This window comes from Flavobacterium sp. 20NA77.7, assembly GCF_031326205.1.
Classification (GTDB): Bacteria; Bacteroidota; Bacteroidia; order Flavobacteriales; family Flavobacteriaceae; genus Flavobacterium; species Flavobacterium nakdongensis.
On the sequence record NZ_CP133721.1, the window covers coordinates 112,957 to 136,238 of the forward strand.

Below are 23,282 nucleotides of genomic sequence, written 5' to 3' on the forward strand. Positions count from 1 at the left end.
AAACATATGGCATTAGATTCTAAAATACCTCAAGGTCATATTTCTCAAAAATGGACAGACCATAAAGACCATCTTAAATTGGTTGCGCCAAATAATAGACCAAAAATTGACGTTATCGTTGTAGGTACAGGTTTAGCTGGTGCTTCAGCAGCTGCATCTCTTGGAGAGATGGGGTACAACGTAAAAGCATTTTGTTTCCAAGATTCTCCTCGTAGAGCACATTCAATTGCCGCTCAAGGAGGAATCAATGCAGCAAAGAATTATCAAAACGACGGAGATAGTATCTACAGATTATTCTATGACACCATTAAAGGAGGAGATTATCGTGCTCGTGAGGCAAACGTTCACCGGTTAGCAGAAGTTTCAGGTAATATCATAGATCAATGTGTAGCTCAAGGTGTTCCTTTTGCTCGTGAATATGGTGGTTTATTAGATAACCGTTCATTTGGTGGAACACAAGTACAACGTACATTTTATGCTGCAGGTCAAACAGGTCAGCAATTGTTATTAGGTGCTTATTCTGCTTTATCAAGACAAATTGGGCTTGGACGTGTAAAAATGTACAACCGCCACGAAATGTTAGATATTGTTAAAGTTGATGGAAAAGCACGTGGTATTATTGCACGTAATTTAATTACAGGCGAACTTGAAAGACATTCGGCTCATGCCGTAATTATTGCAAGTGGAGGGTATGGAAATGTTTATTTCTTATCTACTAATGCAATGGGAAGTAATGTTACCGCGGCTTGGAAAGTACACAAGCAAGGCGCTTATTTTGCAAATCCTTGTTTTGTGCAAATTCACCCAACATGTATACCTGTTCATGGAACCAATCAATCTAAGTTAACATTGATGTCAGAGTCATTGCGTAATTCAGGTCGTATTTGGGTGCCAAAAAATATTGAAGATGCAGAAGCAATTAGAGCAGGTAAATTAAAACCAACCCAAATTACAGAAGAAGATAGAGATTATTTCTTAGAAAGACGTTATCCTGCTTTTGGTAATTTAGTTCCAAGAGACGTAGCTTCACGAGCAGCAAAAGAGCGATGTGATGCTGGGTATGGAATTGAAGCAAATGACACAAATGAAGGCGTATATTTAGATTTCTCTACTGAAATTAAAAATAAAGGAAAACAAGCAGCTTATGCCCAAGGAAATCATAACCCATCTGAAGCAGAAGTAATCGCTTTAGGTAAAAAATGGGTAGAAGAAAAATATGGAAACTTATTCCAAATGTATGAAAAAATTACAGCGGAAAATCCATATGAAACACCAATGAAAATATATCCAGCAGTACATTATACTATGGGAGGTGTTTGGGTTGATTATAACTTAATGTCAACTATTCCAGGTTGCTTTGTTGCAGGAGAGGCAAACTTTTCTGATCACGGAGCAAATAGATTAGGTGCTTCTGCATTAATGCAAGGCTTAGCAGACGGTTATTTTGTATTACCATACACCGTTTCGAATTATTTAGCAGACGAAATTAGAACAGGAAAAATTTCTACTGATTTACCAGAATTTGTGGACGCAGAAAATAATGTTCGTCAAACTATTGATAGATTCCTTAATAATAACGGGACAAAATCTGTTGATTATTTCCACAAAAAATTAGGTTTAATTATGTGGAATAAAGTTGGTATGGCAAGAAATGAACAAGGCTTGAATGAAGCAATAAATGAAATTGCCGAATTAAGAGAAGCATTTTACAATGATGTGTATGTACCAGGTTCAGCAAACGAATTAAATCCAGAATTAGAAAAAGCACTTCGTGTAGCAGATTTTCTAGAACTTGGTCAATTAATGGCAAAAGATGCTTTATTACGAAAAGAATCTTGTGGAGGTCATTTCCGTGAAGAATATCAGGATGCAGAAGGAGAAACATTACGCGATGATGAAAACTTTTCATATGTAGCGGCATGGGAGTACCAAGGAAGTGACGCAAGTAATTCAGAACTTCACAAAGAAGAATTGAAATACGAGTTCATTAAAATAGCTGCAAGAAATTATAAATAGTAATTGAAGATGTTAAAAAATGAAATTTTTAAACATCACTAAAAATAAAAGTTATGGCATCTAAAAATATTAATATTAAATTAAAAGTTTGGCGTCAAAAAAGCGGACAGACTAAAGGAAAATTAGAAGATTATACCTTAAATAATGTTTCTACAGATAGTTCTTTTTTAGAAATGATGGATCAATTGAACGAACAATTGATTAATGAAAAGAAAGAACCAATTGCATTTGATCATGATTGTCGTGAAGGAATTTGCGGAATGTGTTCTATGTTTATTAATGGTAGAGCTCATGGTCCGGATTCTGCAGTTACAACTTGTCAATTACACATGCGTTCGTTTAAAGATGGAGACACAATTTATGTAGAGCCGTTTAGAAGTAAAGCATTCCCGGTAATTAAGGATTTAGTAGTTGACAGATCAGCTTTTGATAGAATTCAACAAGCAGGAGGATTTGTTTCTGTGAATACTTCTGGAAATACTATCGATGCAAATGCAACACCAATTCCTAAAGCAGATGCAGATAAAGCCTTTGAAGCAGCAGCATGTATTGGATGTGGTGCGTGTGTAGCAACTTGTAAAAACGGTTCAGCCATGTTGTTTGTTGGAGCTAAAGTTTCTCAGTATGCATTGTTGCCTCAAGGAAAAGTAGAAGCAACTAACCGTGTATTAAACATGGTACGTCAAATGGATGAAGAAGGTTTTGGAAATTGTACCAATACTGGAGCTTGTGAAATTGAATGTCCAAAGGGGATTTCTCTTGAAAATATTGCTCGTATGAATAGAGAATATTTAAAAGCAAGTTTAAAGTAATTACATACAATATTTGTATAAAAACGCATTCAATCGAATGCGTTTTTTTGTTTCATATATGTTAATGTGTGAAAAAGTATTTTTTTTTTAGTATTTTTAATTATAAATTTTTAGCCTATAAAATCGCCATTAACAAAAAGTTTGCGCAAGCAATTTAAAATCATCGAACACAAATGAAAACAACAAAATTGTGAGATAAACACAAATGAAAATAAAGCGATACCATATAACCTTAAAAAAACAATAAATATTTACATATGAAAATTGCATTACTTCAGTCTGAATTAGTTTGGGAAAATGTCCAAGCAAACCTAGTACATTTTTCAAAACAAATTCAAGCAATTACAGAGCAGGTAGAATTGATTGTATTGCCTGAAATGTTCACTACAGGGTTCACTATGAATCCAGCGAATTGTTCTGAAACAATGGATGGTGAAGTCATGAAATGGATGAAAAAAATTGCTCAAGAGCGACAAGCAGCAATAACCGGAAGTTTAATAATTAAGGAACAAGACACTTATTTTAATCGACTCATTTTTGTTTATCCCAATGGAGAGTATAAGTTTTATAATAAACGACACTTGTTTGCGCTTGCAGGAGAAGATAAAGTATATGGTAAAGGAAATGAAAAAATAAGTATTGATTATTTAGGGTGGAAAATATGCCCTTTAATCTGTTATGATTTACGATTTCCAGTTTTTTCTAGAAATGTAGAAAAATTCGATTTGTTGATATATGTAGCCAGTTGGCCCGATGTTAGAATTCAAGCTTGGGATATACTTTTAAAGGCTAGGGCAGTTGAAAATCTTTCTTATGTTGTTGGCGTAAATAGAGTAGGAGAAGATCAAAATAACTTATTTTATCCAGGACATTCTCAGGTTATTGATCCATTAGGAAATTACCTTATTGAGCCTTATGAAAAAGAGATGTGCAAAATTGTTAATTTAGACAAAGAAAAACTTCAAGAAATTCGTTCCAAGCTAAATTTTCTGGATGATAAAGATGAATTTACACTTAATTTGTAGACATGTTAATTAGTTAATTCAAATTCTTGGTCAACATCCCAATTAGCTCTTACGTCAATTTTTCCAGGCATATAAAAGAGTGGTTCAGGTTGTCTTTTTTCTAATAAATTTCCTGTATCCCATTCTTTATTCTTGTTTTCATCATAATAAATCCTAACAGTATAGAGACTTGGTTTTATGGACTCAAAGAACACAGAGGTTTCCTTTTCACAATAGGCTGTGCCTACAACGGTTTTGTCGTCTGCTAATAGTTCTACAACAAACGGAAATTTTTTACAATTCTTTAAACGAAGATTTAAATTGCCATAATCACTTAATTGCCCCGAAGCAAAAGTAAATTTTAAGGAATCATTTTTAGATTCATAAATGTCTTCAATTGCATTTGGAAATAGCTTAAGCGTATAGTTTTCATTTTCTTCTTTATCAAAAATTAATTCTACTTCCTGATTGTAGGTATTTATCTTTGTTGAAAAAGTTACTTTGCTAGAATCTTTTCGAATTAAATGAATAAGCGATTCGTTAATTTTTTTTATGGGTGTAGATGTTTTTAATTTTGGCAAGTCTTTATAGGTATTATGTGTTGCGTCCTTTAATGTAATTAATAAAGAATCAGCTTCTTTCAGATTATTAATTTTTACATTATAAGTTTTGCTATATGACTCTCTTTCTATCAAAACAGCAATCGAATCTTTTATGTTTTTTGGGATAAATAGTTGAAGGGTGTCTTTATTTTCTCCAGGATGTCGAGTATGTAGTAAAGGTTCTACAACGCCATTTTTCTTATAAGATATTTTTAGGTTTTTAGGATCTCCTTCAAAGCCTAAAAATAGTTTATTATTTGATTCTTGTGTAGGTTTAAATGTTTTTAATGGCTGTTTTTCTTTAAACAATTTTAGCGTATATTGTTCTTTACTAGGCAGTTTGATAGGTTCTTTTAAAAAAGCAATTTTTTCTGATTTTGCTTGGAATTTAAAATCGTTGTTTTTGTCTTTTAGCGCTGCAATATAATAGGTCCCTTCTTTTATATTTTCAAGTGAAAAGGAAGTGTTTTTTTCTAACGTATTGGTTACATAAACGGGCACATCTTTATAAATTGTAGAATCTTTAAATGTAGTTGCTTCATATAACATTACATTTACAAAATCTTCCGTGTTTTCTTCAAAAGCGTCTTCAACTTTTCCTATTACTTTTAAAGAATCTACGTAGTTTCCTGTAGAAAAAACATATTTAAATTGTGAGTAAGGGTTTCCTTCATTATAGTCAGTAATACTTTGTCCAAAATTAAAGCTATAAGTTGTATTTGGTTTTAAAGAATCTAAAATTTCAATGGCAATATATTTACTAGCACTTCCTTGAGGTGTGATGTTTGGCTTTTTAGCCATAGGAGGCGAAATAATAAGTTGCTTGTTAATGTCCTTGATTTTTATGTATTCACTAAAATCAATTCGAATGGTTTTTCCAGTAAAATTAGTTTGGTAATTCTTCGGATTACTTTTTACAATTTCAGGCGCAATAGTATCTTTTGGACCACCTGTTATATAGCCTCTTTTAGCACAACCTACTAAAAGTGCTGAAAAAAGAAGCGTTACTATAAAAGAGTGTAATTTCATTTGTTATTACCTATAATCTTAATTAAAAACGCAAAGTAACAATTATAATTAGAGCAAACATAATGATTTAAAAAAAAATTATGATTGTGCATAGGCAATTGTTAGGATACTTACAGTAGCATTAGGAATTTTTAATAATTCTTTTGCGCACGCTTCTATAGTTGCTCCACTTGTAATTACATCATCAACTAGCAAAAAATGAGGAGCAGAAAACTCATAAGGTATTCGAACAGCAAATAAACTTTGTTTTATAGCCGCTCTTTCTGTTTTTGATTTTTTAGTCTGTGACTTAGAATAGGTATTCCTATATAACACGTTTTTTTCTAAAGGGATGTCTAATGCTACTGCCAAACTTTCACAAAAGGCATCAATTTGATTATACCCCCGTTCATGGAGGCGTTTTTTATGAAGTGGAACAGGGATAAGATGTGTGACGTTTTTTATTCTTTCAAAATCTTTTAATTCTTCAGCATATAATGCCCCTAAAAAAGTTCCAATTTCTTGCTTGTTTTTATATTTGAGATTATGAATGAGGTTTTGAACAATCCCCGATTTGTGAAAATACAACATCGATATACAAAATGAAAAAGGCAGTATGCCATAAAACTTTCTATCTATTTCATTTATTTGCGTTTCGTGATGAAAAGTATAAGGTAATTCATGTAAACATGAAGTACAAATGATAGCTTCTCCTTTTACTAATAGCTTATTGCACCCGTTGCAAACATCTGGATAGATAAGTTTTAACAGATTTTCTTGTATTTTATCGAAAAAATTAAACATAAATAAAGATAATAGTATACTTTAGATGAAAATTTTGTTTCATGCCACAAAAGAAAAACAATTCTTATCGACTTGTTATATTGATTTTATTGTTATTGTTGTTCCTTTTATTATTTAAAAATTATAAAGATAATAAAAGAGCAGATGAATTACAAAGCAGTTTAAAACAAGAAAGTTATCTTACACAAACACAATTAACAGAAATGCTTAAAAAGTATGACTCTGTATTAGTGATGTATAACTCTGTGGATGAAAGTTTGTCGCAAATTAGTGAGCAAAATAGTAAAAAGGAGGCTTCTCAAATACAATATGTTAACCCTACAAATTTGAAACAAGTTAGCTGCCAAATAGAAACAATTAAAGATTCAATAGGAAAATTAACAGAACGCTTAAGATTGCTAGAAAAATTTAAGGTAACTGCAAAAAAAACAAACCCTACCGATTTTGTTAAAACACCCATCTCTAGCCATTTAGTAGTTTCAAATATTCAAGCAAGAGGGGTTAAGTTTTTAAAAGATAATACGCTTAGTTCTGATAAAAAAGACATTGAACAAATAAGAGTTTGTTTTACAATAGATAAAAATGACCTTGTGGATAAAGGTGATAAAGAGATTTTTGTTCAAATTGTTAATCCAAAAAATCAGATAATTTCAGTAGAAAAATTGAAATTTGAATACAATAATGTGATCTTAAATTACAGTAAAAAAGTCAAATTCTTCTATGGGCAACAAACCACAGATGTTTGTTCGTATGTAGACCTTGAAAAAAGTAAAATTTTTAAAGGAAGATACATCATTAACATCTATTCAGGTGTAGATAAAATTGGAACAACTATCTTCAATTATAATTAATCTCGAAATTCTTTTAATATTTCCTTTCCTATCGTTATTTTTGCAACATGGCAAAACAAGAAGATTTATTTAAAAATGTAATTTCGCACGCAAAAGAATACGGATTTATTTTTCCGTCAAGCGAAATTTACGATGGTTTAAGCGCAGTGTATGATTACGCGCAAAACGGGGTAGAATTAAAAAAAAATATACGTGAATACTGGTGGAAAGCCATGGTTCAAATGCATGAAAATATTGTAGGTATTGATGCTGCAATTTTTATGCATCCAACAACATGGAAAGCTTCTGGTCATGTAGATGCTTTTAATGATCCGTTAATTGATAATAAAGACTCCAAAAAAAGATATCGTGCCGATGTGTTGATAGAAGATTATTGCGAAAAAATTTATCAAAAAGCACAAAAAGAAATTGACAAAGCCCGCGAGCGTTTTGGCGAGACATTTGATGAAGCACAATTCATTGCAACAAATCAACGAGTAGTAGAATATTTAGCTAAAAAAAAGACCATTCTGGAGCGCATGGCAAAAGGATTAGATTCAGGTGATTTAGCAGATGTAAAAGCGCTTATTGAAGAATTAGAAATCGCTTGTCCAGAATCAGGTTCAAGAAATTGGACAGAAGTGCGTCAATTCAATTTAATGTTTGGCACAAAATTAGGTGCTTCGGCCGATTCAGCAATGGATTTGTATTTAAGACCAGAAACCGCACAAGGTATTTTTGTTAATTTTTTAAATGTACAAAAAACAGGCCGCATGAAAATTCCATTCGGAATTGCTCAAACCGGAAAAGCTTTTCGTAATGAGATTGTAGCGCGCCAGTTTATTTTCCGCATGCGTGAATTTGAACAAATGGAAATGCAGTTTTTTGTTAAGCCAGGCGAAGAAATGAAATGGTATGAATACTGGAAAGAGACACGCTTAAAATGGCATTTATCATTAGGTTTAGGCGCTTCAAATTATCGTTTTCATGATCATGAAAAATTAGCCCATTATGCAAATGCCGCGGCTGATATTGAGTTCAATTTTCCGTTTGGATTTAAAGAACTAGAAGGTATACATTCTCGTACCGATTTTGACTTGAAAGCACATGAACAATATTCTGGTAAAAAATTACAATACTTTGACACTGAAGAAAACAAAAACTACGTTCCTTACGTTGTAGAAACTTCAGTGGGACTAGACAGAATGTTTTTAGCTGTTTTTTCAAAATCATTACAAGAAGAAACCCTTGAAGACGGTTCAACACGAATAGTTTTACGTCTACCTTCGGTATTAGCACCAACCAAAGCAGCTGTTTTACCGTTAGTTAAAAAAGACGGTTTACCAGAATTGGCAAAACAAATCGTAGAAGATTTGAAATGGGATTTCAACGTAGCTTATGATGAAAAAGACGCAGTTGGAAGACGTTACAGACGACAAGATGCGTTAGGAACACCATTTTGTATTACAGTTGACCATCAATCTTTAGAGGATAAAACGGTAACTATTCGTCATAGAGATACTATGCAACAACAGCGTGTATCGATTTCTGATTTGAGACAATTGATTTCAGACGAAGTTTCTATGCGAAACTGGTTGTTGAAAATGTAATTGAAAGAACTTAGTATAAATAAAAAAAACCAAATTTCAGTTTAGAAATTTGGTTTTTTTATTTATTTAAAAACGATATCCTATACTTAAATCACCTCTTAAAAATGCATCAGGTGCATACGTATTATTACCTAATGTTCTGCCTACTCCAAAAAGTGTTTCTAGAACAAAACCGGAATGATTTACCCATTTTTTACCAACAGATAGGCCTAAAACGCCTACTGTAAATTTTTTACTTTCATAGGTGTTATTGGAAAAATTAGTACTTACCACATAGTTATCTCCAGATGCAAATTTACCAAACCCTTCAACAAAGAAACCTTTTGCGCCATATTCTTGTGTTTCTTGAAAATAAAAACGAGCAAAAGGAGTTATTGAGAAATTTTCATACCAATCATTGTTTTGTTGAAAATCAATGAGAACAGAGGAACCAAAAGTAAAGTCTTTGGAATAGATATATTCATAAGTTCCCTCTAAAATAGGTCCGGCTAATAATTTAATTGCCCCTACTTTTATTTCATGCTTTTTGGTGTCTAATGATTTGTTTTCTTTTTCTTGAGCAAAAGTAAAAAAGCAGCATAAAAAAGGAATAACTAAAAAATAATGTTTCATAGATTAAATTTTAAATAATTTGTATAAAAATAGGATAAATAGTTTAATCTAAACAAGGTTCACAATAATTTAACTTTCTATTGCATTCCATCCTCTGGCCTTTAAAGTAATTTGTGTATTTGCTCTTGTTATTAAATGGGCTCCTTCACTTTCGGCTACCATATGACCAATAACGGTAAAATTAGGGTTGTGTTTAATTTTTTCAAAATCGGTCATTTTTATTGTGAAAAGTAATTCATAATCTTCTCCACCATTTAACGCAATAGTAGTGCTATCAATATTAAATTCTTCACAAACATTGATTAATTGAGGATCAATTGGAATTTTTTCTTCATATAAGTGGCAACCCACGTTACTTTGCTTACACAAATGTAAAATTTCTGATGACAAGCCGTCAGAAATATCAATCATTGATGTAGGTTTAATTTCTAATTTTTCAAGTAATTCTTTAATATCATTTCGAGCTTCTGGTTTTAATTGACGTTCTATTAAGTAGGTGTAGTCGTCTAAAACAGGCTGGTTGTTAGGATTAACTTGAAACACTTGTTTTTCTCTTTCTAATACTTGTAAGCCCATATAAGCAGCCCCTAAATCACCCGAAACAACAAGTAAATCAGTTTCATTAGCTCCATTTCTGTAAACAATATCTTCAAATTTAGCTTCCCCAATTGCAGTTATACTAATAATCAAACCCTTTTGTGAAGATGTTGTATCTCCGCCAATGACATCTACTTGATAACGATTTGCAGCTAAAGTGAATCCCTCGAAAAGTTCTTCAAGAGCTTCTAATGGAAATCTATTCGAAACAGCAATAGAAATTGTAATTTGAGTTGGGACACCGTTCATTGCGCATATATCAGAGATATTAGCTACAACAGCTTTATACCCTAGATGCTTTAAAGGCATGTAGCTTAAATCAAAATGAACACCTTCAATAAGTAAATCTGTGGAAATAAGAACTTTATTTTTTGAAAAATCCAAAACAGCAGCATCATCCCCAATTGCTTTTAAGGTGCTTTTTTGATTAATTTGAAAATGTTTTGTTAAATGATTAATAAGTCCAAATTCACCTAGCTCACTTAATGACGTTCTTTTTTGATTTTTATCTTCTAGCATGTCTTTTTTTTGCAAATATAGTAAATGTGGTGCGCAAATACTTTCTTTTTCTTAATTGTAGGGATGCAAAATAGATATAATCAAGTTTCATTATATTTGTAAAGTTAATTTGAGTGAACATGAAAATCTTACTAATGTTGTTTCTTTCGTTGTTACTTTCCCAATGCACGAATAAGCACGAAAAAGCTATTGTATCCCATACTGATATAGAGCAAAAAATCAACGCTGCAGCAAAAATTACAAATCCAAAACAAGCGATTAGACAATATATAATTTTACTTGAAGAAGCTAAAAAAGCAAAGAATGTTAACGATGTTTTTAACTGTGAATTTCAATTAGGTAATTTATATTACAGTGAAATGAGATATAGTGAAGCTATTAAGCATTGGCTTTCAGCATATAATAAGACAGATAGATTAAACAAGTTAAACAAACAAAAAGCGCCTGGTTTACAAACAAATATTGGCGCTTATTATATGGGAGTTGGTTACATAAAAACAGCTATCTCTTATTTTTTACAGGCAAGAAAAACAATGGACAAACTAGGTGTAAAGGATGATAGTCATTGGAAAAATTACATTAATTTAGGCGTAGCATACATGCAATTAGAACAATATGATTATGCAGCTCTACAGTTTGAAAAAGTTGATAAAAATTTTTCGCCTGTAATTACATTTTTATATTTTCTCAATACAGCTAAACTAGCTGCCCTTCAAAACAATGCTTCAGAATTTTATACTAAAATTGAAAAAGCGGCAACTTTGTTAAAGCAGAATTATTTATATCAAAATGTATTCGAAGAAGTGCAGTTAGAATATTATGTTAAATTTAACGATAAACAACGTGTTCTACCAATTTTAAAATTATATTTAAACGGATATACTCAAAAATCTCTATATACAAAATTGTTGTTAAATAAAGCTTCACTGTGTGTTTATGGAAATTTAATTGAACCCATTGATAAGTTAAATTTATATTTTAATCAAGTAAAGCAAGATGCAGATTGGTATCAAACCATTTTGTTTTATGAAGTTCAAGCAAGTTATTACAAAACTAAAGGAGATTATGAAAAATATTCAACATTTTTAGTAAAAGGCCATGAGGTTGAAAATAAATTAAGACAAGTAAATAATAATTTATTGCTTCAAGATTATGAGTTAATTGCTCAGCAAGATGAATTTAAAGCAGAAAATAAATTGTTAAAAGCGGAAAATGAATTAGCCTCTGAACGCTTACAGACTCAAAAATATATGATTTATATTTTTATTGTTTCTATTTTGTCTGCTATAGGCCTATCTGTTTTGCTTTATAAAAATGTAAAAAAAGCACGAAACCTAAAAGAGATTGAACTGCAAATTGCTAAATCTTCACTAGAGCAAACACAAATTAAACAAAAAGAGCTTCAAAAACAGTTAGAATTTCAAGACTATAAACTGAAAGATGTTGTGAAGAACAGCAAAAAAATTGCAGTGCTTAAAAAGCAGATAGAAGCATTTTTAAAGGATTTAGAGAATAACATTTTAGAATCAAATCAAAGACTAGAATTTAAAAAAGCAAAAGTAAGTATTGATGCTTTTTTTGCTAATTATACGGACTTGGCCGTTATAGCCTCTGCTACTGAAAATTCATTAATAAAAATCCAAAATCTTCAAATTTATTTTCCTCAATTAAATGAGAAAGAGGTTCAGGTTCTTGCTTTAATTATTAATAATTTTACAAGCAAAGAAATCGCGATTTTACTTTCAAAAAGCGAGAAGACCATTGAGTATGTTCGAACTCAGATTAGAACAAAACTTGAAATTAGCACAGAAATACCATTGTTAGCAGCCGTTAACAAAATCTTAAACAATCAAAATGCAAATGTGTAATTAATATTGTTGGGCTAAAAAACGTACAAAAAAATGTGTATTTTATGTGTATTATTAATAATTTTACTATACATTTGCCTGGTTAAAAATTAGCTTGTTAATCATTGGAAACAAACGAGTTTAATTTTTTGTTTGCTATTCTATTTATTAAGATAAAATAATAGGTATAGCATGTTTGTGTAATTAACAGTTCCTCAAAATAATTATAATGATGAAAAAAGTATGCCTTGCACTTATTTTTTTAATTTCTAGTGCAATTTACGCTCAGGGAGTTTTTTTTAAAATGGGAAAAAATTTTACTTCGTTTTCTTATAAAAACACAACACCTTTCACAGATAAAATAAAAATTAACGGAACCGGAAGTACCTACGAACTAGGTTATGCTATGCCATTAAAAAAATTTAAAGATTTTTCTTATTTAGGAAGTATTACCTTAAATGATTACAATGCCACAGGAGAATCTGATTTAAATAATTTAGACTGGAAAACGTCATATATTGGAATTCAAAATGTTGTTGATTACCGTTTTTATGATTCGTTTTATTTTTTCATTAGCGCACAAGCAGGTTTAAACTTATCCACCATCCTTTATGGAAAACAACAATTAAACAATTCGACTTATAATTTAACTAAAAATAAAGATTTTTCAGGTATAATTTTACAACCAGTAGTTGGTATTAATGCTAAATATTATATATCGAAATCAGGGTTTCTAAGTCTAGGATGCAACTTCACAAAAAGTATTTCACTTAACCCTACACCAGAAAAAGTTTCATTCAATACATTCCAAATTTTATTTGGAGGTTATTTCGATTTGATAAAAGATAAACATTTATGAGAAAATTATTTTACTTTTTAGTATTTTCCACATCATTTTTTTATGCACAAACAAGTGGAATTACATATCAAGCAGTAATTTATTATCCTAGTGGACAAAATGTTCCAGGAGTAAATATTCAAAACAGCCCAATGGCAAATAAGCCTGTTTGTTTACAATTTGCTTTGTTAGATAATTTATCGCAGGTAGAATATCAAGAGACAATTCAAACAACCACAGACGCTTATGGAATGGTTAACTTAGTAATTGGTTCTGGAAATCAAACGGGAGGCTATGCCAGTTCATTTAATGCAGTTGTTTGGAATACAACGAATAAATCATTGAAAGTAGAGCTAGATGCTAGTGGATCTTGTCAACAATTTATGTTATTAAGCAATAATCCGCTTTCGTCTGTCCCATTTGCTTTTGCTTCTGTTACAGCAAATAATGTTTCAGGAGTAGTTGCTGTCCAAAATGGAGGGACCGGAGCCACAAATGCGACAGATGCTAAAATTAATTTAGGTTTAGGTAATGTTGACAATACATCAGATTTAAACAAGCCTATTTCAACGGCTACACAAACAGCATTGGATACAAAAGAGAATACGGCAAATAAATCGACTACTACAACCTTAGGTACGAGTGATGTTTTATTCCCGACACAAAACGCAGTAAAAACTTATGTAGATACACAAGTAGCATCAGCAACTATTCCAGACGCTACTTCTACTACTAAAGGTAAGATACAATTATCGGGAGATTTAGGAGGAACGGCTGCTTCGCCAACAGTTCCAGGATTGGCAACTAAAGAGAATACGATTACCGCTGGTACTACTGCTCAATATTATAGAGGAGACAAGACATGGCAAACGTTGGATAAGACTGCTGTTGGTTTAGGTAATGTTGACAATACATCAGATTTAAACAAGCCTATTTCAACGGCTACACAAACAGCATTGGATACAAAAGAGAATACGGCAAATAAATCGACTACTACAACCTTAGGTACGAGTGATGTTTTATTCCCGACACAAAACGCAGTAAAAACCTATGTAGATACACAAGTAGCAGCAGCAACTATTCCAGATGCTACTTCTACTACTAAAGGTAAGATACAATTATCGGGAGATTTAGGAGGAACGGCTGCTTCGCCAACAGTTCCAGGATTGGCAACTAAAGAGAATACGATTACCGCTGGTACTACTGCTCAATATTATAGAGGAGACAAGACATGGCAAACGTTGGATAAGACTGCTGTTGGTTTAGGTAATGTTGACAATACATCAGATTTAAACAAGCCTATTTCAACGGCTACACAAACAGCATTGGATACAAAAGAGAATACGGCAAATAAATCGACTACTACAACCTTAGGTACGAGTGATGTTTTATTCCCGACACAAAACGCAGTAAAAACCTATGTAGATACACAAGTAGCAGCAGCAACTATTCCAGACGCTACTTCTACTACTAAAGGTAAGATACAATTATCGGGAGATTTAGGAGGAACGGCTGCTTCGCCAACAGTTCCAGGATTGGCAACTAAAGAGAATACGATTACCGCTGGTACTACTGCTCAATATTATAGAGGAGACAAGACATGGCAAACGTTGGATAAGACTGCTGTTGGTTTAGGTAATGTTGACAATACATCAGATTTAAACAAGCCTATTTCAACGGCTACACAAACAGCATTGGATACAAAAGAGAATACGGCAAATAAATCGACTACTACAACCTTAGGTACGAGTGATGTTTTATTCCCGACACAAAACGCAGTAAAAACCTATGTAGATACACAAGTAGCAGCAGCAACTATTCCAGACGCTACTTCTACTACTAAAGGTAAGATACAATTATCGGGAGATTTAGGAGGAACGGCTGCTTCGCCAACAGTTCCAGGATTGGCAACTAAAGAGAATACGATTACCGCTGGTACTACTGCTCAATATTATAGAGGAGACAAGACATGGCAAACGTTGGATAAAACTGCTGTTGGTTTAGGTAATGTTGACAATACATCAGATTTAAACAAGCCTATTTCAACGGCTACACAAACAGCATTGAACACAAAAGAAGATATAGCTAATAAATCTATTGATGTTACAATAGACGGCGCTTCTGATGTGAAATATCCATCTGTAAAAGCAACAAAAGATTATGTTGATTCTCAAATAGCAGCAGGCGTTGTAGATGCGACACCAACCGTAAAAGGTAAAGTTCAATTATCGGGAGACTTAACAGGTTCTGCCGCTTCCCCATCGGTAGCTGCGGGGGCAATTACAACAGCCAAGCTTGCTAATGATGCAGTGACTTCAGCAAAAATTACAGACGGAACAATTGTAGTGGGAGACTTAGCAGACGATGCAGTTGAAACAGCGAAGATAAAGAATGCTAATGTAACTACAGCTAAGTTGGCGGATAATGCGGTTACTACAGCAAAAATTACAGATGCCAATGTAACAGATGCTAAATTAGACAAGTCTAATATTCCCTTAAGTGGATTTGCAGCAGCAGCAGCAGCTGTTGATTTAGGTTCGAATAAATTAACAAATGTAACAGATCCTACATCGGCACAAGATGCTGCGACGAAGAATTATGTAGACACTTCTATTTCGACAAACGCTACACCCGATGCGACACCAACCGTAAAAGGTAAAGTTCAATTATCGGGAGACTTAACAGGTTCTGCCGCTTCCCCATCGGTAGCTGCGGGGGCAATTACAACAGCCAAGCTTGCTAATGATGCAGTGACTTCAGCAAAAATTACAGACGGAACAATTGTAGTGGGAGATTTAGCAGACGATGCAGTTGAAACAGCGAAGATAAAAGACGCAAATGTAACTACAGCTAAGTTAGCGGATAATGCGGTTACGACAGCAAAAATTACAGATGCCAATGTAACAGATGCTAAATTAGATAAGTCTAATATTCCCTTAAGTGGATTTGCAGCAGCAGCAGCAGCTGTTGATTTAGGTTCAAATAAATTAACAAATGTAACAGATCCTACATCGGCACAAGATGCTGCGACGAAGAATTATGTAGATACTTCTATTTCGACAAACGCTACACCCGATGCGACACCAACCGTAAAAGGTAAAGTTCAATTATCGGGAGACTTAACAGGTTCTGCCGCTTCCCCATCGGTAGCTGCGGGGGCAATTACAACAGCAAAGCTTGCTAATGATGCAGTGACTTCAGCAAAAATTACAGACGGAACAATTGTAGTGGGAGACTTAGCAGACGATGCAGTTGAAACAGCGAAGATAAAGAATGCTAATGTAACTACAGCTAAGTTAGCGGATAATGCGGTTACGACAGCAAAAATTGCAGATGCCAATGTAACAGATGCTAAATTAGACAAGTCTAATATTCCCTTAAGTGGATTTGCAGCAGCAGCAGCAGCTGTTGATTTAGGTTCGAATAAATTAACAAATGTAACAGATCCTACATCGGCACAAGATGCTGCGACGAAGAATTATGTAGACACTTCTATTTCGACAAACGCTACACCCGATGCGACACCAACCGTAAAAGGTAAAGTTCAATTATCGGGAGACTTAACAGGTTCTGCCGCTTCCCCATCGGTAGCTGCGGGAGCAATTACAACAGCAAAACTTGCTAATGATGCAGTGACTTCAGCAAAAATTACAGACGGAACAATTGTAGTGGGAGATTTAGCAGACGATGCAGTTGAAACAGCGAAGATAAAAGACGCAAATGTAACTACAGCTAAGTTAACGGATAATGCGGTTACGACAGCAAAAATTGCAGATGCCAATGTAACAGATGCTAAATTAGACAAGTCTAATATTCCCTTAAGTGGATTTGCAGCAGCAGCAGCAGCTGTTGATTTAGGTTCGAATAAATTAACAAATGTAACAGATCCTACATCGGCACAAGATGCTGCGACGAAGAATTATGTAGATACAAAAGCATCAGACATTACAACTTTAGCAGACGGCAAGATATATGTAGGAAATGCTTCAAATGAAGCAACAGAGGTAACCCCAACAGGAGATGTAACGATGACAAATGCAGGCGTTACGGCTATTGGTACTGGTAAAGTAACTTCTTTAAAAATATTAGATGGGACAATTGCTGTAACTGACATTGCTAATGATGCAGTTGAAACAGCGAAGATAAAAGACGCAAATGTAACTACAGCTAAAATTGCAAATGATGCTATTACAACTACTAAAATTACAGATGCTAACGTGACTTATGCTAAAATACAAAACGTAAGTGCTACAGACAAAGTTTTAGGGCGCGTTAGTACAGGTGCTGGAACAATTGAAGAAATTGCAACTACTGGAACAGGTAATGTTGTTCGTGCCACATCGCCAACTTTAGTAACGCCAAACTTAGGAACTCCCTCGAATCTAGTATTAACTAATGCTACTGGTTTACCGTTAACAACTGGAATTACAGGAATTTTACCGGAAGCTAATGGGGGAACTGGTTCTTCTACTAAAAATTTTGTGGACTTAACAACTGATCAAACTATAGCTGGAGTAAAAACCTTTTCGGGGAGTTCAACTATTGTGAATCAAAATTTAACGGTTAATGCTGCAGGTACAACAGGTCAAGGAATTATATTATCAGACGATGGGGATATTGTAGATAATAATGATGGAGCCGCAACATTTCGTTTCACTGGAGGGGTAAAAATTAATAATGGTAACGGAAGTGCAGGAACTACAACAAAAATAACTTTAGCTAATAATGGAAATATTACAGCTTCAGGAGGTGTTACAGGAAGTCAATTAACTTCAACTGTTGCTATAGGAACAGCACCCTTGGTAGTAACATCAACTACACCTGTGGCGAATTTAAATATTGGAGGAAATGCAGCAACGGCTACAAAACTTGCCACTACAAAAAACATCAACGGCGTAGCATTTGATGGTAGTGCTGATATTACAATTGCAGCAGCAGCAGGAACTTTGACAGGAACGACCTTAGCATCTAATGTGGTAAGTTCAAGTTTAACTAGCGTGGGCACAATAACAACAGGTACTTGGAATGGGACGACCATTGCGATTGCTAATGGGGGCACAGGTCAAACCACTAAAACAGCAGCTTTTGATGCTCTGTCGCCAATGACAACCTCTGGAGATATTATCTATGGAGGGACAAGTGGTACAGGAACACGTTTAGCAAAAGGAACTGATGGACAAGTATTAACTTTATCAAGTGGTGTACCAACATGGTCATCAGGGGTTTCTACAATCACATCTAAAACGGCAAGTTATACATTAACTATAAGTGATAATTATGTAATTGCATCCTCAGGATCGGGTATTACTTTTACTTTACCTACCGCAGTTGGTAACACAGGAAAAGAATTTACTATTAAAAACATTAGTTCTAATGTGGTTACGATAGCAACAACAAGCTCACAAAAAATTGTTGTAGACGCAGCAAATAATACAGCTACATCTGCTACATTAGGAATAGAAGCTTCTAATAACTGGATTCGCGTTATTTCTGATGGGACACAATGGATCGCATTCAGATCATTATTCTAATAAAGGACAGTATGAAAAAATGGATAGTAATAATAGTATTGTGTTTGGTATTCTATAAAGGAAGTGCCCAAACCGGTATTGGTACTACTACACCAAACGCTTCAGCAAAGTTAGAGGTTTATGCTACTGATAAAGGATTTTTACCACCTAGAGTAGCTTTGACTGCAACAAACACTGCAGGACCTATAACTTCACCTGCCACAGGTTTGCTAGTTTATAATACAGCAATATCAGGAACAGTTCCAAATAATGTAGCTCCAGGTTATTATTATTGGAACGGATCGACTTGGATTGCGATAATTGGCACTACAACGGTCAGTAGCATAACGGGAAATGGAACCACAAGCACGTTATCTAATTTTAGTTCAGCGATGAACGATCAAACAGGAACGACCTATACTTTAACGAATGCGGATAATGGCAAAGTACTCACTTTTTCAAATGGAAGTGCTATTACTGTTACCGTTCCTTCTTTATCAGTAGGATTCAATTGTATGATCATACAAAAAGGAGCTGGGCAGGTGAGTTTGTCACCTTCTGGAGTAAATATATTAAACAGATATAATTTCACCAAAACAGCAGGTTCGTATGCTATTATGAGTTTGGTTTGTATAGAAAATAACAAATACATTTCGTCAGGCGATATGTCAAATTAGTATTGGGTATGAAAAAAATGCTTATCCATATAGTATTGTTTTGTTATATAGGTGTTCAAGCACAAATTTTGACGCCTTATCAGCCGGTACAGAAACAGCCCCGTGTGCAATTTGATTACTGGGTAATGAATACCCATGCTGGCAATGGATCTCCATCTCAATATCCAGTGACACCGACAACTAGATCCGAGATGGATAACATTTTCAATTCCACTAATTCTAATACCACGGTATATCAGACTGGAAAAACCAACTCAGCTAAAATTTTAGATTGGCAAAACGCGTCTGAATTAAGCACTATTGGGATTAATTTACCTAATGGGGGTAATTATTTTGCTTTCAAAATACAGGGTACTTTTATTCCTCTTGAGTCAGGAAATTATACGTTTACTTTAGAATCGGATGATTCTAGTGATTTAACTATTGAAGGGACTCCTGTCATTTCTACATATTCAGCTCAAGCACTACCCTCTTTAGGAACTCATACTGGTGCCATTAACTTAACCGCTGGAAAAGCTTATGCCTTTGAAGTGCGCATGCAACAAGGATCAGGAGGGTTTGGGTTACGTTTGTATTGGAAATCCCCTTTTCAAAATAGCGTACCAAGTTACTACTCAAGTGTACTTCCTGTCTCAACCTACTACCAAAGCTGGACACAAAATGTACAAGAGATAATTACAACTCCTTATATGGATGGCAGTTCTGCAGCACAAGCAGCACCTAGTGCGAAGTATATTCAAACGGCTTTTGGTAATTACAACGATGGTGTTTATTGGATTAATTTGCCCTATGTAGGACCTACCCAAGTCTATTGTTTATTGAACCCAGCAACTGATGGAGGTGGTTGGATGATGGCTATGAAAGCAACTACTGGAACAACATTTAATTATTCTAGTTCGTATTGGACAACTGCTAATACTTTAAATACAAGTTATTTGGATCGTGGTAATGCAGATGCTAAGTTTAATACCATGAATTATTATTACGCTAAAGATATTATGGCATTATGGCCAGATATTTCTTGGAATTATGGTTCAAGTACAACAGGAGGTAGCCTAAATTTGAATGGGACCTATAACGTTTGGTGTTGGCTTCAAAATAATTTTAATAATGGTATTCGAATAACTCCTATCAATTTTTTTAGTTCAGCAAGTAATTTATTTTTTGGTGACGCTAGTAATTTTGCAGGAAAAGGGACAGCTTTTTCATCTCAGGTTGATGTACGCTTCTATGGATTTAATTATAATTTGAATGCAATGGGAACTAATAGATGGGGTTTTGGGTGGAACGAAAACGGAGGAGGCTTGTATCCTAATGGGAATCAGGCTTCAAATGATGTGTATACGGGTATAGGTATGGCGTATGGAAATTATTCTGCAGGCGATTTCATTGCTTGTTGTGCAAACACTACAGGAATTAATAGAAGTGCCAGAGTAGAAATTTATATTCGATAATATGAGAAAGATATATTTATTAGTGGTCTTCTTAGGTTTCGTTAGCGCTGCCCAAACGTATAGCGAGATAACAAATCCATCTAGCCTAAAACTTTATGCAAAGCTGAACATTTCCTTCTCTCAGTTAAAAAGTACCAATCATAGTGATGATGATGTTTACTCACAAGGAGTATCAATACGTTTTAGTAAGATTAAACCCCAATGTTTAAATACAAATTATTTAAAGATTTTTGGTGAAATTCTAACAAGTTCCCTTAGTAGAGAAATTAGGATTAACCCTGGAATGAACTCACAAAGTAGAACCGCAATAAAAAAAACAATAAATGAGAAGTAAAATGCTAAATTGTATGTGCATATGCATGTTATTTCTGTCAATACCTTCTTTATTTTCACAGACGGCTACAACGACTATTGGTCCTATAAATTTTAATTTGACTTCTGCTTGGACAATACCAACTCAAGTTGCAAATGGAGTAACCATACAGGACGGACATACAATAAATGTAGGAGATAGCAAAGTATTCTACAGCAATCGAATTGATTTTTCAGGTACAGGCAAATTGGTTTTAAATGGTACAGGCAAATGGCAACCTGGACCAGTAATTACAAGTTTAAAAAATTGCAAAGAAATAATTACGTATTATCCCATGTCGCCTTCAGGGCAATATACCATTGATCCAGATGGAATAGGAGTTTTACCTAGCATATCTTGTTATTGTGACATGACTACTGACGGTGGAGGATGGACATTAGTATTGAATTATTTGCATCGTGGAGGAACAAATCCTTCGCTTTTAGTTAAAACAAACAATCTGCCTTTATTAGGCTCAACCGTTTTAGGCACTGATGAATCAGGTTCGACAACCACTTGGGGGCATACTTCTCCAACTTATTTAAACGCCTTCAGTTTTACAGAACTTCGTTTTTATGGAGCTACATCGGGTCATAGTAGAATAGTTCACTTTAAAACAACTCATGCAAATACTATATCCTATTTTAGAACAGGTTCAGGTAGTATGTCAGGAATTAATAGTAGTTATTCTGCATTAGTTTCTCATTCGGCTTATATTCCTAATAGTGCTGTAAGTAATTTTGCAAATGAAGGGAATTTGGCTATGACCAATTTCCCATTTTGGTTGGGAGCTAATTACCATTGGGGGATAAAAGGTCAAGATTACCGATGGGAAGTAGATGATTATGCAGCAAGTATTGGGAATGGATATCAATTTCACACCTACAATCAGATATGGATACGATAATAAAAACAATTAAATTAGCAGTTGTAGTATTATTTATAAATATTAGTGCGGCTCAAACGGGTATTGGTACTACAAATCCTGATGCTTCAGCAAAGTTAGACGTCTATGCAACTAACAAAGGTTTTTTGCCGCCACGTGTAGCATTAACAGCTACAAATTCAGCGAGTCCTATAACAAATCCTGCCAATGGTTTAATGGTATTCAATACGTCAACTGCAGGGTCAAGTCCGTATGCTGTTGAACCGGGTTATTATTTTTGGGATGGAAACGGACAAAAATGGGTGAGTATTGCAGCAAGTATTGGAAATGTTCAAGCACAAGCGGTGTTCAGATCAACTTCCAATACCACCGCAGGAGCCGCAGTTTCTTCTTGGAATTCTCGTTTCAACAACCTTTCTTCTGGAGACCTAATTGTGAGTTCAAATACTACCTTTGCGCTTTCCAATGGAATTTACAAATTAGAATGGGGGCTTCCTCACCAACAAACAAATACTTATAATGCTATGCAATTGCAAGAATATACAAGTGGTGTTTGGAATGCTTGGATGAATGATGGGAATCTTGGAAATATTGCAAATGGAGGAGGGACGGATTGGGGAGGTACGACTTTTATGACCGATATAATAGATTGCAGTGCATCCACACGCACCTTGAGATTTACAAATAGTGATGGTTATCGAAATTTGTATTACGGAGCATTTTTTACGATAACTAAATTAAATCCAAGCAGTACAACCTCCATCAATTCAGGTTCTAATGGACAAGTTTTAACCACTAACGGAAGCGGTGTAGCCACATGGGGTACTGTTCCCCCAGCGGGTGTCATCATGGCTTTTGCAGGGAGTACTGCTCCAAGCGGTTATTTAATTTGTGATGGCTCTGCGGTGAGTAGATCAACCTATGCTAATTTATATGCCGTAATTGGGACTACCTATGGTGCAGGCAACGGAAGTACTACTTTCAATTTACCCGATTTGACCGGTCGGGTTCCTGTAGGTAAAAATGCAGGTACATTTGCAACATTGGGTTCAAAAGGAGGTGAAGAAACTCATACAATGACTGTAAATGAGATGCCTGCACACAAACATACAACCTCTGTTAACTCTGCAGTGGAAAATCCTTCAATTGGTGGATATGCAGTTGGGGCACAATCCATGTTTTTTGGTACAGATAGGGGCGGTACAACTAGAAATTGGGATACTGCCATGCAAAATACTGGCGGAGGTGCTGCATTTAATGTTCTGCAACCTTATACCGTTTTAAACTACATAATTAAGTATTAG

Annotated in this window: 16 protein-coding genes; 12 read left to right on the top strand and 4 right to left on the bottom strand. The window is 34.4% G+C overall.

All coding sequences use genetic code 11. The annotated features are described in order from the left end of the window. Positions 1 to 6 precede the first annotated feature (6 nt). The 3 genes from RF683_RS00475 to RF683_RS00485 all read left to right on the top strand — a co-directional run bounded on the left by RF683_RS00475 (position 7) and on the right by RF683_RS00485 (position 3,853). Positions 7 to 2,016, top strand: coding sequence for a fumarate reductase/succinate dehydrogenase flavoprotein subunit (locus tag RF683_RS00475; protein ID WP_309532280.1), 2,010 nt, complete (start codon positions 7 to 9; stop codon positions 2,014 to 2,016). A 53-nt stretch (positions 2,017 to 2,069) separates the two neighbouring features. Next, positions 2,070 to 2,828, top strand: coding sequence for a succinate dehydrogenase/fumarate reductase iron-sulfur subunit (locus tag RF683_RS00480; protein ID WP_298660976.1), 759 nt, complete (start codon positions 2,070 to 2,072; stop codon positions 2,826 to 2,828). 257 nt (positions 2,829 to 3,085) lie between these two features. Next, positions 3,086 to 3,853 (top strand): amidohydrolase, encoded by a 768-nt coding sequence (locus RF683_RS00485; RefSeq protein WP_309532281.1) that lies wholly within the window; start codon positions 3,086 to 3,088, stop codon positions 3,851 to 3,853. 5 nt (positions 3,854 to 3,858) lie between these two features. Here the strand turns inward: RF683_RS00485 and RF683_RS00490 are convergent, their stop codons facing one another. Together RF683_RS00490 and RF683_RS00495 are read right to left on the bottom strand one after the other, a co-directional pair. Beyond that, positions 3,859 to 5,463, bottom strand: coding sequence for an Ig-like domain-containing domain (locus RF683_RS00490; RefSeq protein ID WP_309532282.1), 1,605 nt, complete (start codon positions 5,461 to 5,463; stop codon positions 3,859 to 3,861). A gap of 78 nt (positions 5,464 to 5,541) precedes the next feature. Beyond that, on the bottom strand, positions 5,542 to 6,246 hold the full coding sequence (locus RF683_RS00495; protein WP_309532283.1) for a ComF family protein: 705 nt from the start codon (positions 6,244 to 6,246) through the stop codon (positions 5,542 to 5,544). Positions 6,247 to 6,287: 41 nt separating this feature from the next. Here RF683_RS00495 and RF683_RS00500 point away from each other — a divergent pair, with 41 nt between their 5' ends. Both RF683_RS00500 and RF683_RS00505 read left to right on the top strand, forming a co-directional pair. Continuing rightward, positions 6,288 to 7,097, top strand: coding sequence for a hypothetical protein (locus RF683_RS00500; RefSeq protein ID WP_309532284.1), 810 nt, complete (start codon positions 6,288 to 6,290; stop codon positions 7,095 to 7,097). A 47-nt stretch (positions 7,098 to 7,144) separates the two neighbouring features. Continuing rightward, complete coding sequence (locus tag RF683_RS00505; protein ID WP_309532285.1) at positions 7,145 to 8,686, top strand: glycine--tRNA ligase; 1,542 nt, start codon at positions 7,145 to 7,147, stop codon at positions 8,684 to 8,686. 66 nt (positions 8,687 to 8,752) lie between these two features. Here the strand turns inward: RF683_RS00505 and RF683_RS00510 are convergent, their stop codons facing one another. Then, the gene (locus tag RF683_RS00510) at positions 8,753 to 9,298 is read right to left on the bottom strand and encodes a hypothetical protein (protein ID WP_309532286.1); all 546 of its coding nucleotides are present in this window, start codon (positions 9,296 to 9,298) and stop codon (positions 8,753 to 8,755) included. Positions 9,299 to 9,367: 69 nt separating this feature from the next. Next, on the bottom strand, positions 9,368 to 10,414 hold the full coding sequence (gene thiL / locus RF683_RS00515; RefSeq protein WP_309532287.1) for a thiamine-phosphate kinase: 1,047 nt from the start codon (positions 10,412 to 10,414) through the stop codon (positions 9,368 to 9,370). Positions 10,415 to 10,533: 119 nt separating this feature from the next. On the opposite strand from thiL, the gene RF683_RS00520 reads away from it, so the two are divergent. The 7 genes from RF683_RS00520 to RF683_RS00550 all read left to right on the top strand — a co-directional run bounded on the left by RF683_RS00520 (position 10,534) and on the right by RF683_RS00550 (position 23,282). Next, on the top strand, positions 10,534 to 12,282 hold the full coding sequence (locus RF683_RS00520) for a helix-turn-helix transcriptional regulator (protein ID WP_309532288.1): 1,749 nt from the start codon (positions 10,534 to 10,536) through the stop codon (positions 12,280 to 12,282). 283 nt (positions 12,283 to 12,565) lie between these two features. Then, positions 12,566 to 13,120: a hypothetical protein gene (locus tag RF683_RS00525; protein ID WP_309532289.1), complete on the top strand. Its 555-nt coding sequence runs from the start codon at positions 12,566 to 12,568 to the stop codon at positions 13,118 to 13,120. Beyond that, positions 13,117 to 18,630, top strand: coding sequence for a beta strand repeat-containing protein (locus RF683_RS00530; protein ID WP_309532290.1), 5,514 nt, complete (start codon positions 13,117 to 13,119; stop codon positions 18,628 to 18,630). Before RF683_RS00525 ends, RF683_RS00530 begins: the two co-directional genes overlap by 4 nt. A gap of 11 nt (positions 18,631 to 18,641) precedes the next feature. Further along, positions 18,642 to 19,286, top strand: coding sequence for a hypothetical protein (locus RF683_RS00535; RefSeq protein WP_309532291.1), 645 nt, complete (start codon positions 18,642 to 18,644; stop codon positions 19,284 to 19,286). 17 nt (positions 19,287 to 19,303) lie between these two features. Then, on the top strand, positions 19,304 to 20,740 hold the full coding sequence (locus RF683_RS00540; protein ID WP_309532292.1) for a PA14 domain-containing protein: 1,437 nt from the start codon (positions 19,304 to 19,306) through the stop codon (positions 20,738 to 20,740). Between the two features lie 359 nt (positions 20,741 to 21,099). Continuing rightward, a complete protein-coding gene (locus RF683_RS00545) occupies positions 21,100 to 21,999 on the top strand; it encodes a fibrinogen-like YCDxxxxGGGW domain-containing protein (RefSeq protein ID WP_309532293.1) in 900 nt (299 codons plus the stop codon). After that, on the top strand, positions 21,987 to 23,282 hold the full coding sequence (locus RF683_RS00550; protein WP_309532294.1) for a phage tail protein: 1,296 nt from the start codon (positions 21,987 to 21,989) through the stop codon (positions 23,280 to 23,282). Before RF683_RS00545 ends, RF683_RS00550 begins: the two co-directional genes overlap by 13 nt.

Coding starts and splice junctions, on each gene's coding strand:
- RF683_RS00475 (WP_309532280.1), top strand. CDS start 7: ATGGCATTAGATTCTAAAATACCTCAAGGTCATATTTCTCAAAAATGG.
- RF683_RS00480 (WP_298660976.1), top strand. CDS start 2,070: ATGGCATCTAAAAATATTAATATTAAATTAAAAGTTTGGCGTCAAAAA.
- RF683_RS00485 (WP_309532281.1), top strand. CDS start 3,086: ATGAAAATTGCATTACTTCAGTCTGAATTAGTTTGGGAAAATGTCCAA.
- RF683_RS00490 (WP_309532282.1), bottom strand. CDS start 5,463: ATGAAATTACACTCTTTTATAGTAACGCTTCTTTTTTCAGCACTTTTA.
- RF683_RS00495 (WP_309532283.1), bottom strand. CDS start 6,246: ATGTTTAATTTTTTCGATAAAATACAAGAAAATCTGTTAAAACTTATC.
- RF683_RS00500 (WP_309532284.1), top strand. CDS start 6,288: ATGCCACAAAAGAAAAACAATTCTTATCGACTTGTTATATTGATTTTA.
- RF683_RS00505 (WP_309532285.1), top strand. CDS start 7,145: ATGGCAAAACAAGAAGATTTATTTAAAAATGTAATTTCGCACGCAAAA.
- RF683_RS00510 (WP_309532286.1), bottom strand. CDS start 9,298: ATGAAACATTATTTTTTAGTTATTCCTTTTTTATGCTGCTTTTTTACT.
- thiL (WP_309532287.1), bottom strand. CDS start 10,414: ATGCTAGAAGATAAAAATCAAAAAAGAACGTCATTAAGTGAGCTAGGT.
- RF683_RS00520 (WP_309532288.1), top strand. CDS start 10,534: ATGAAAATCTTACTAATGTTGTTTCTTTCGTTGTTACTTTCCCAATGC.
- RF683_RS00525 (WP_309532289.1), top strand. CDS start 12,566: ATGGGAAAAAATTTTACTTCGTTTTCTTATAAAAACACAACACCTTTC.
- RF683_RS00530 (WP_309532290.1), top strand. CDS start 13,117: ATGAGAAAATTATTTTACTTTTTAGTATTTTCCACATCATTTTTTTAT.
- RF683_RS00535 (WP_309532291.1), top strand. CDS start 18,642: ATGAAAAAATGGATAGTAATAATAGTATTGTGTTTGGTATTCTATAAA.
- RF683_RS00540 (WP_309532292.1), top strand. CDS start 19,304: ATGCTTATCCATATAGTATTGTTTTGTTATATAGGTGTTCAAGCACAA.
- RF683_RS00545 (WP_309532293.1), top strand. CDS start 21,100: ATGTTATTTCTGTCAATACCTTCTTTATTTTCACAGACGGCTACAACG.
- RF683_RS00550 (WP_309532294.1), top strand. CDS start 21,987: ATGGATACGATAATAAAAACAATTAAATTAGCAGTTGTAGTATTATTT.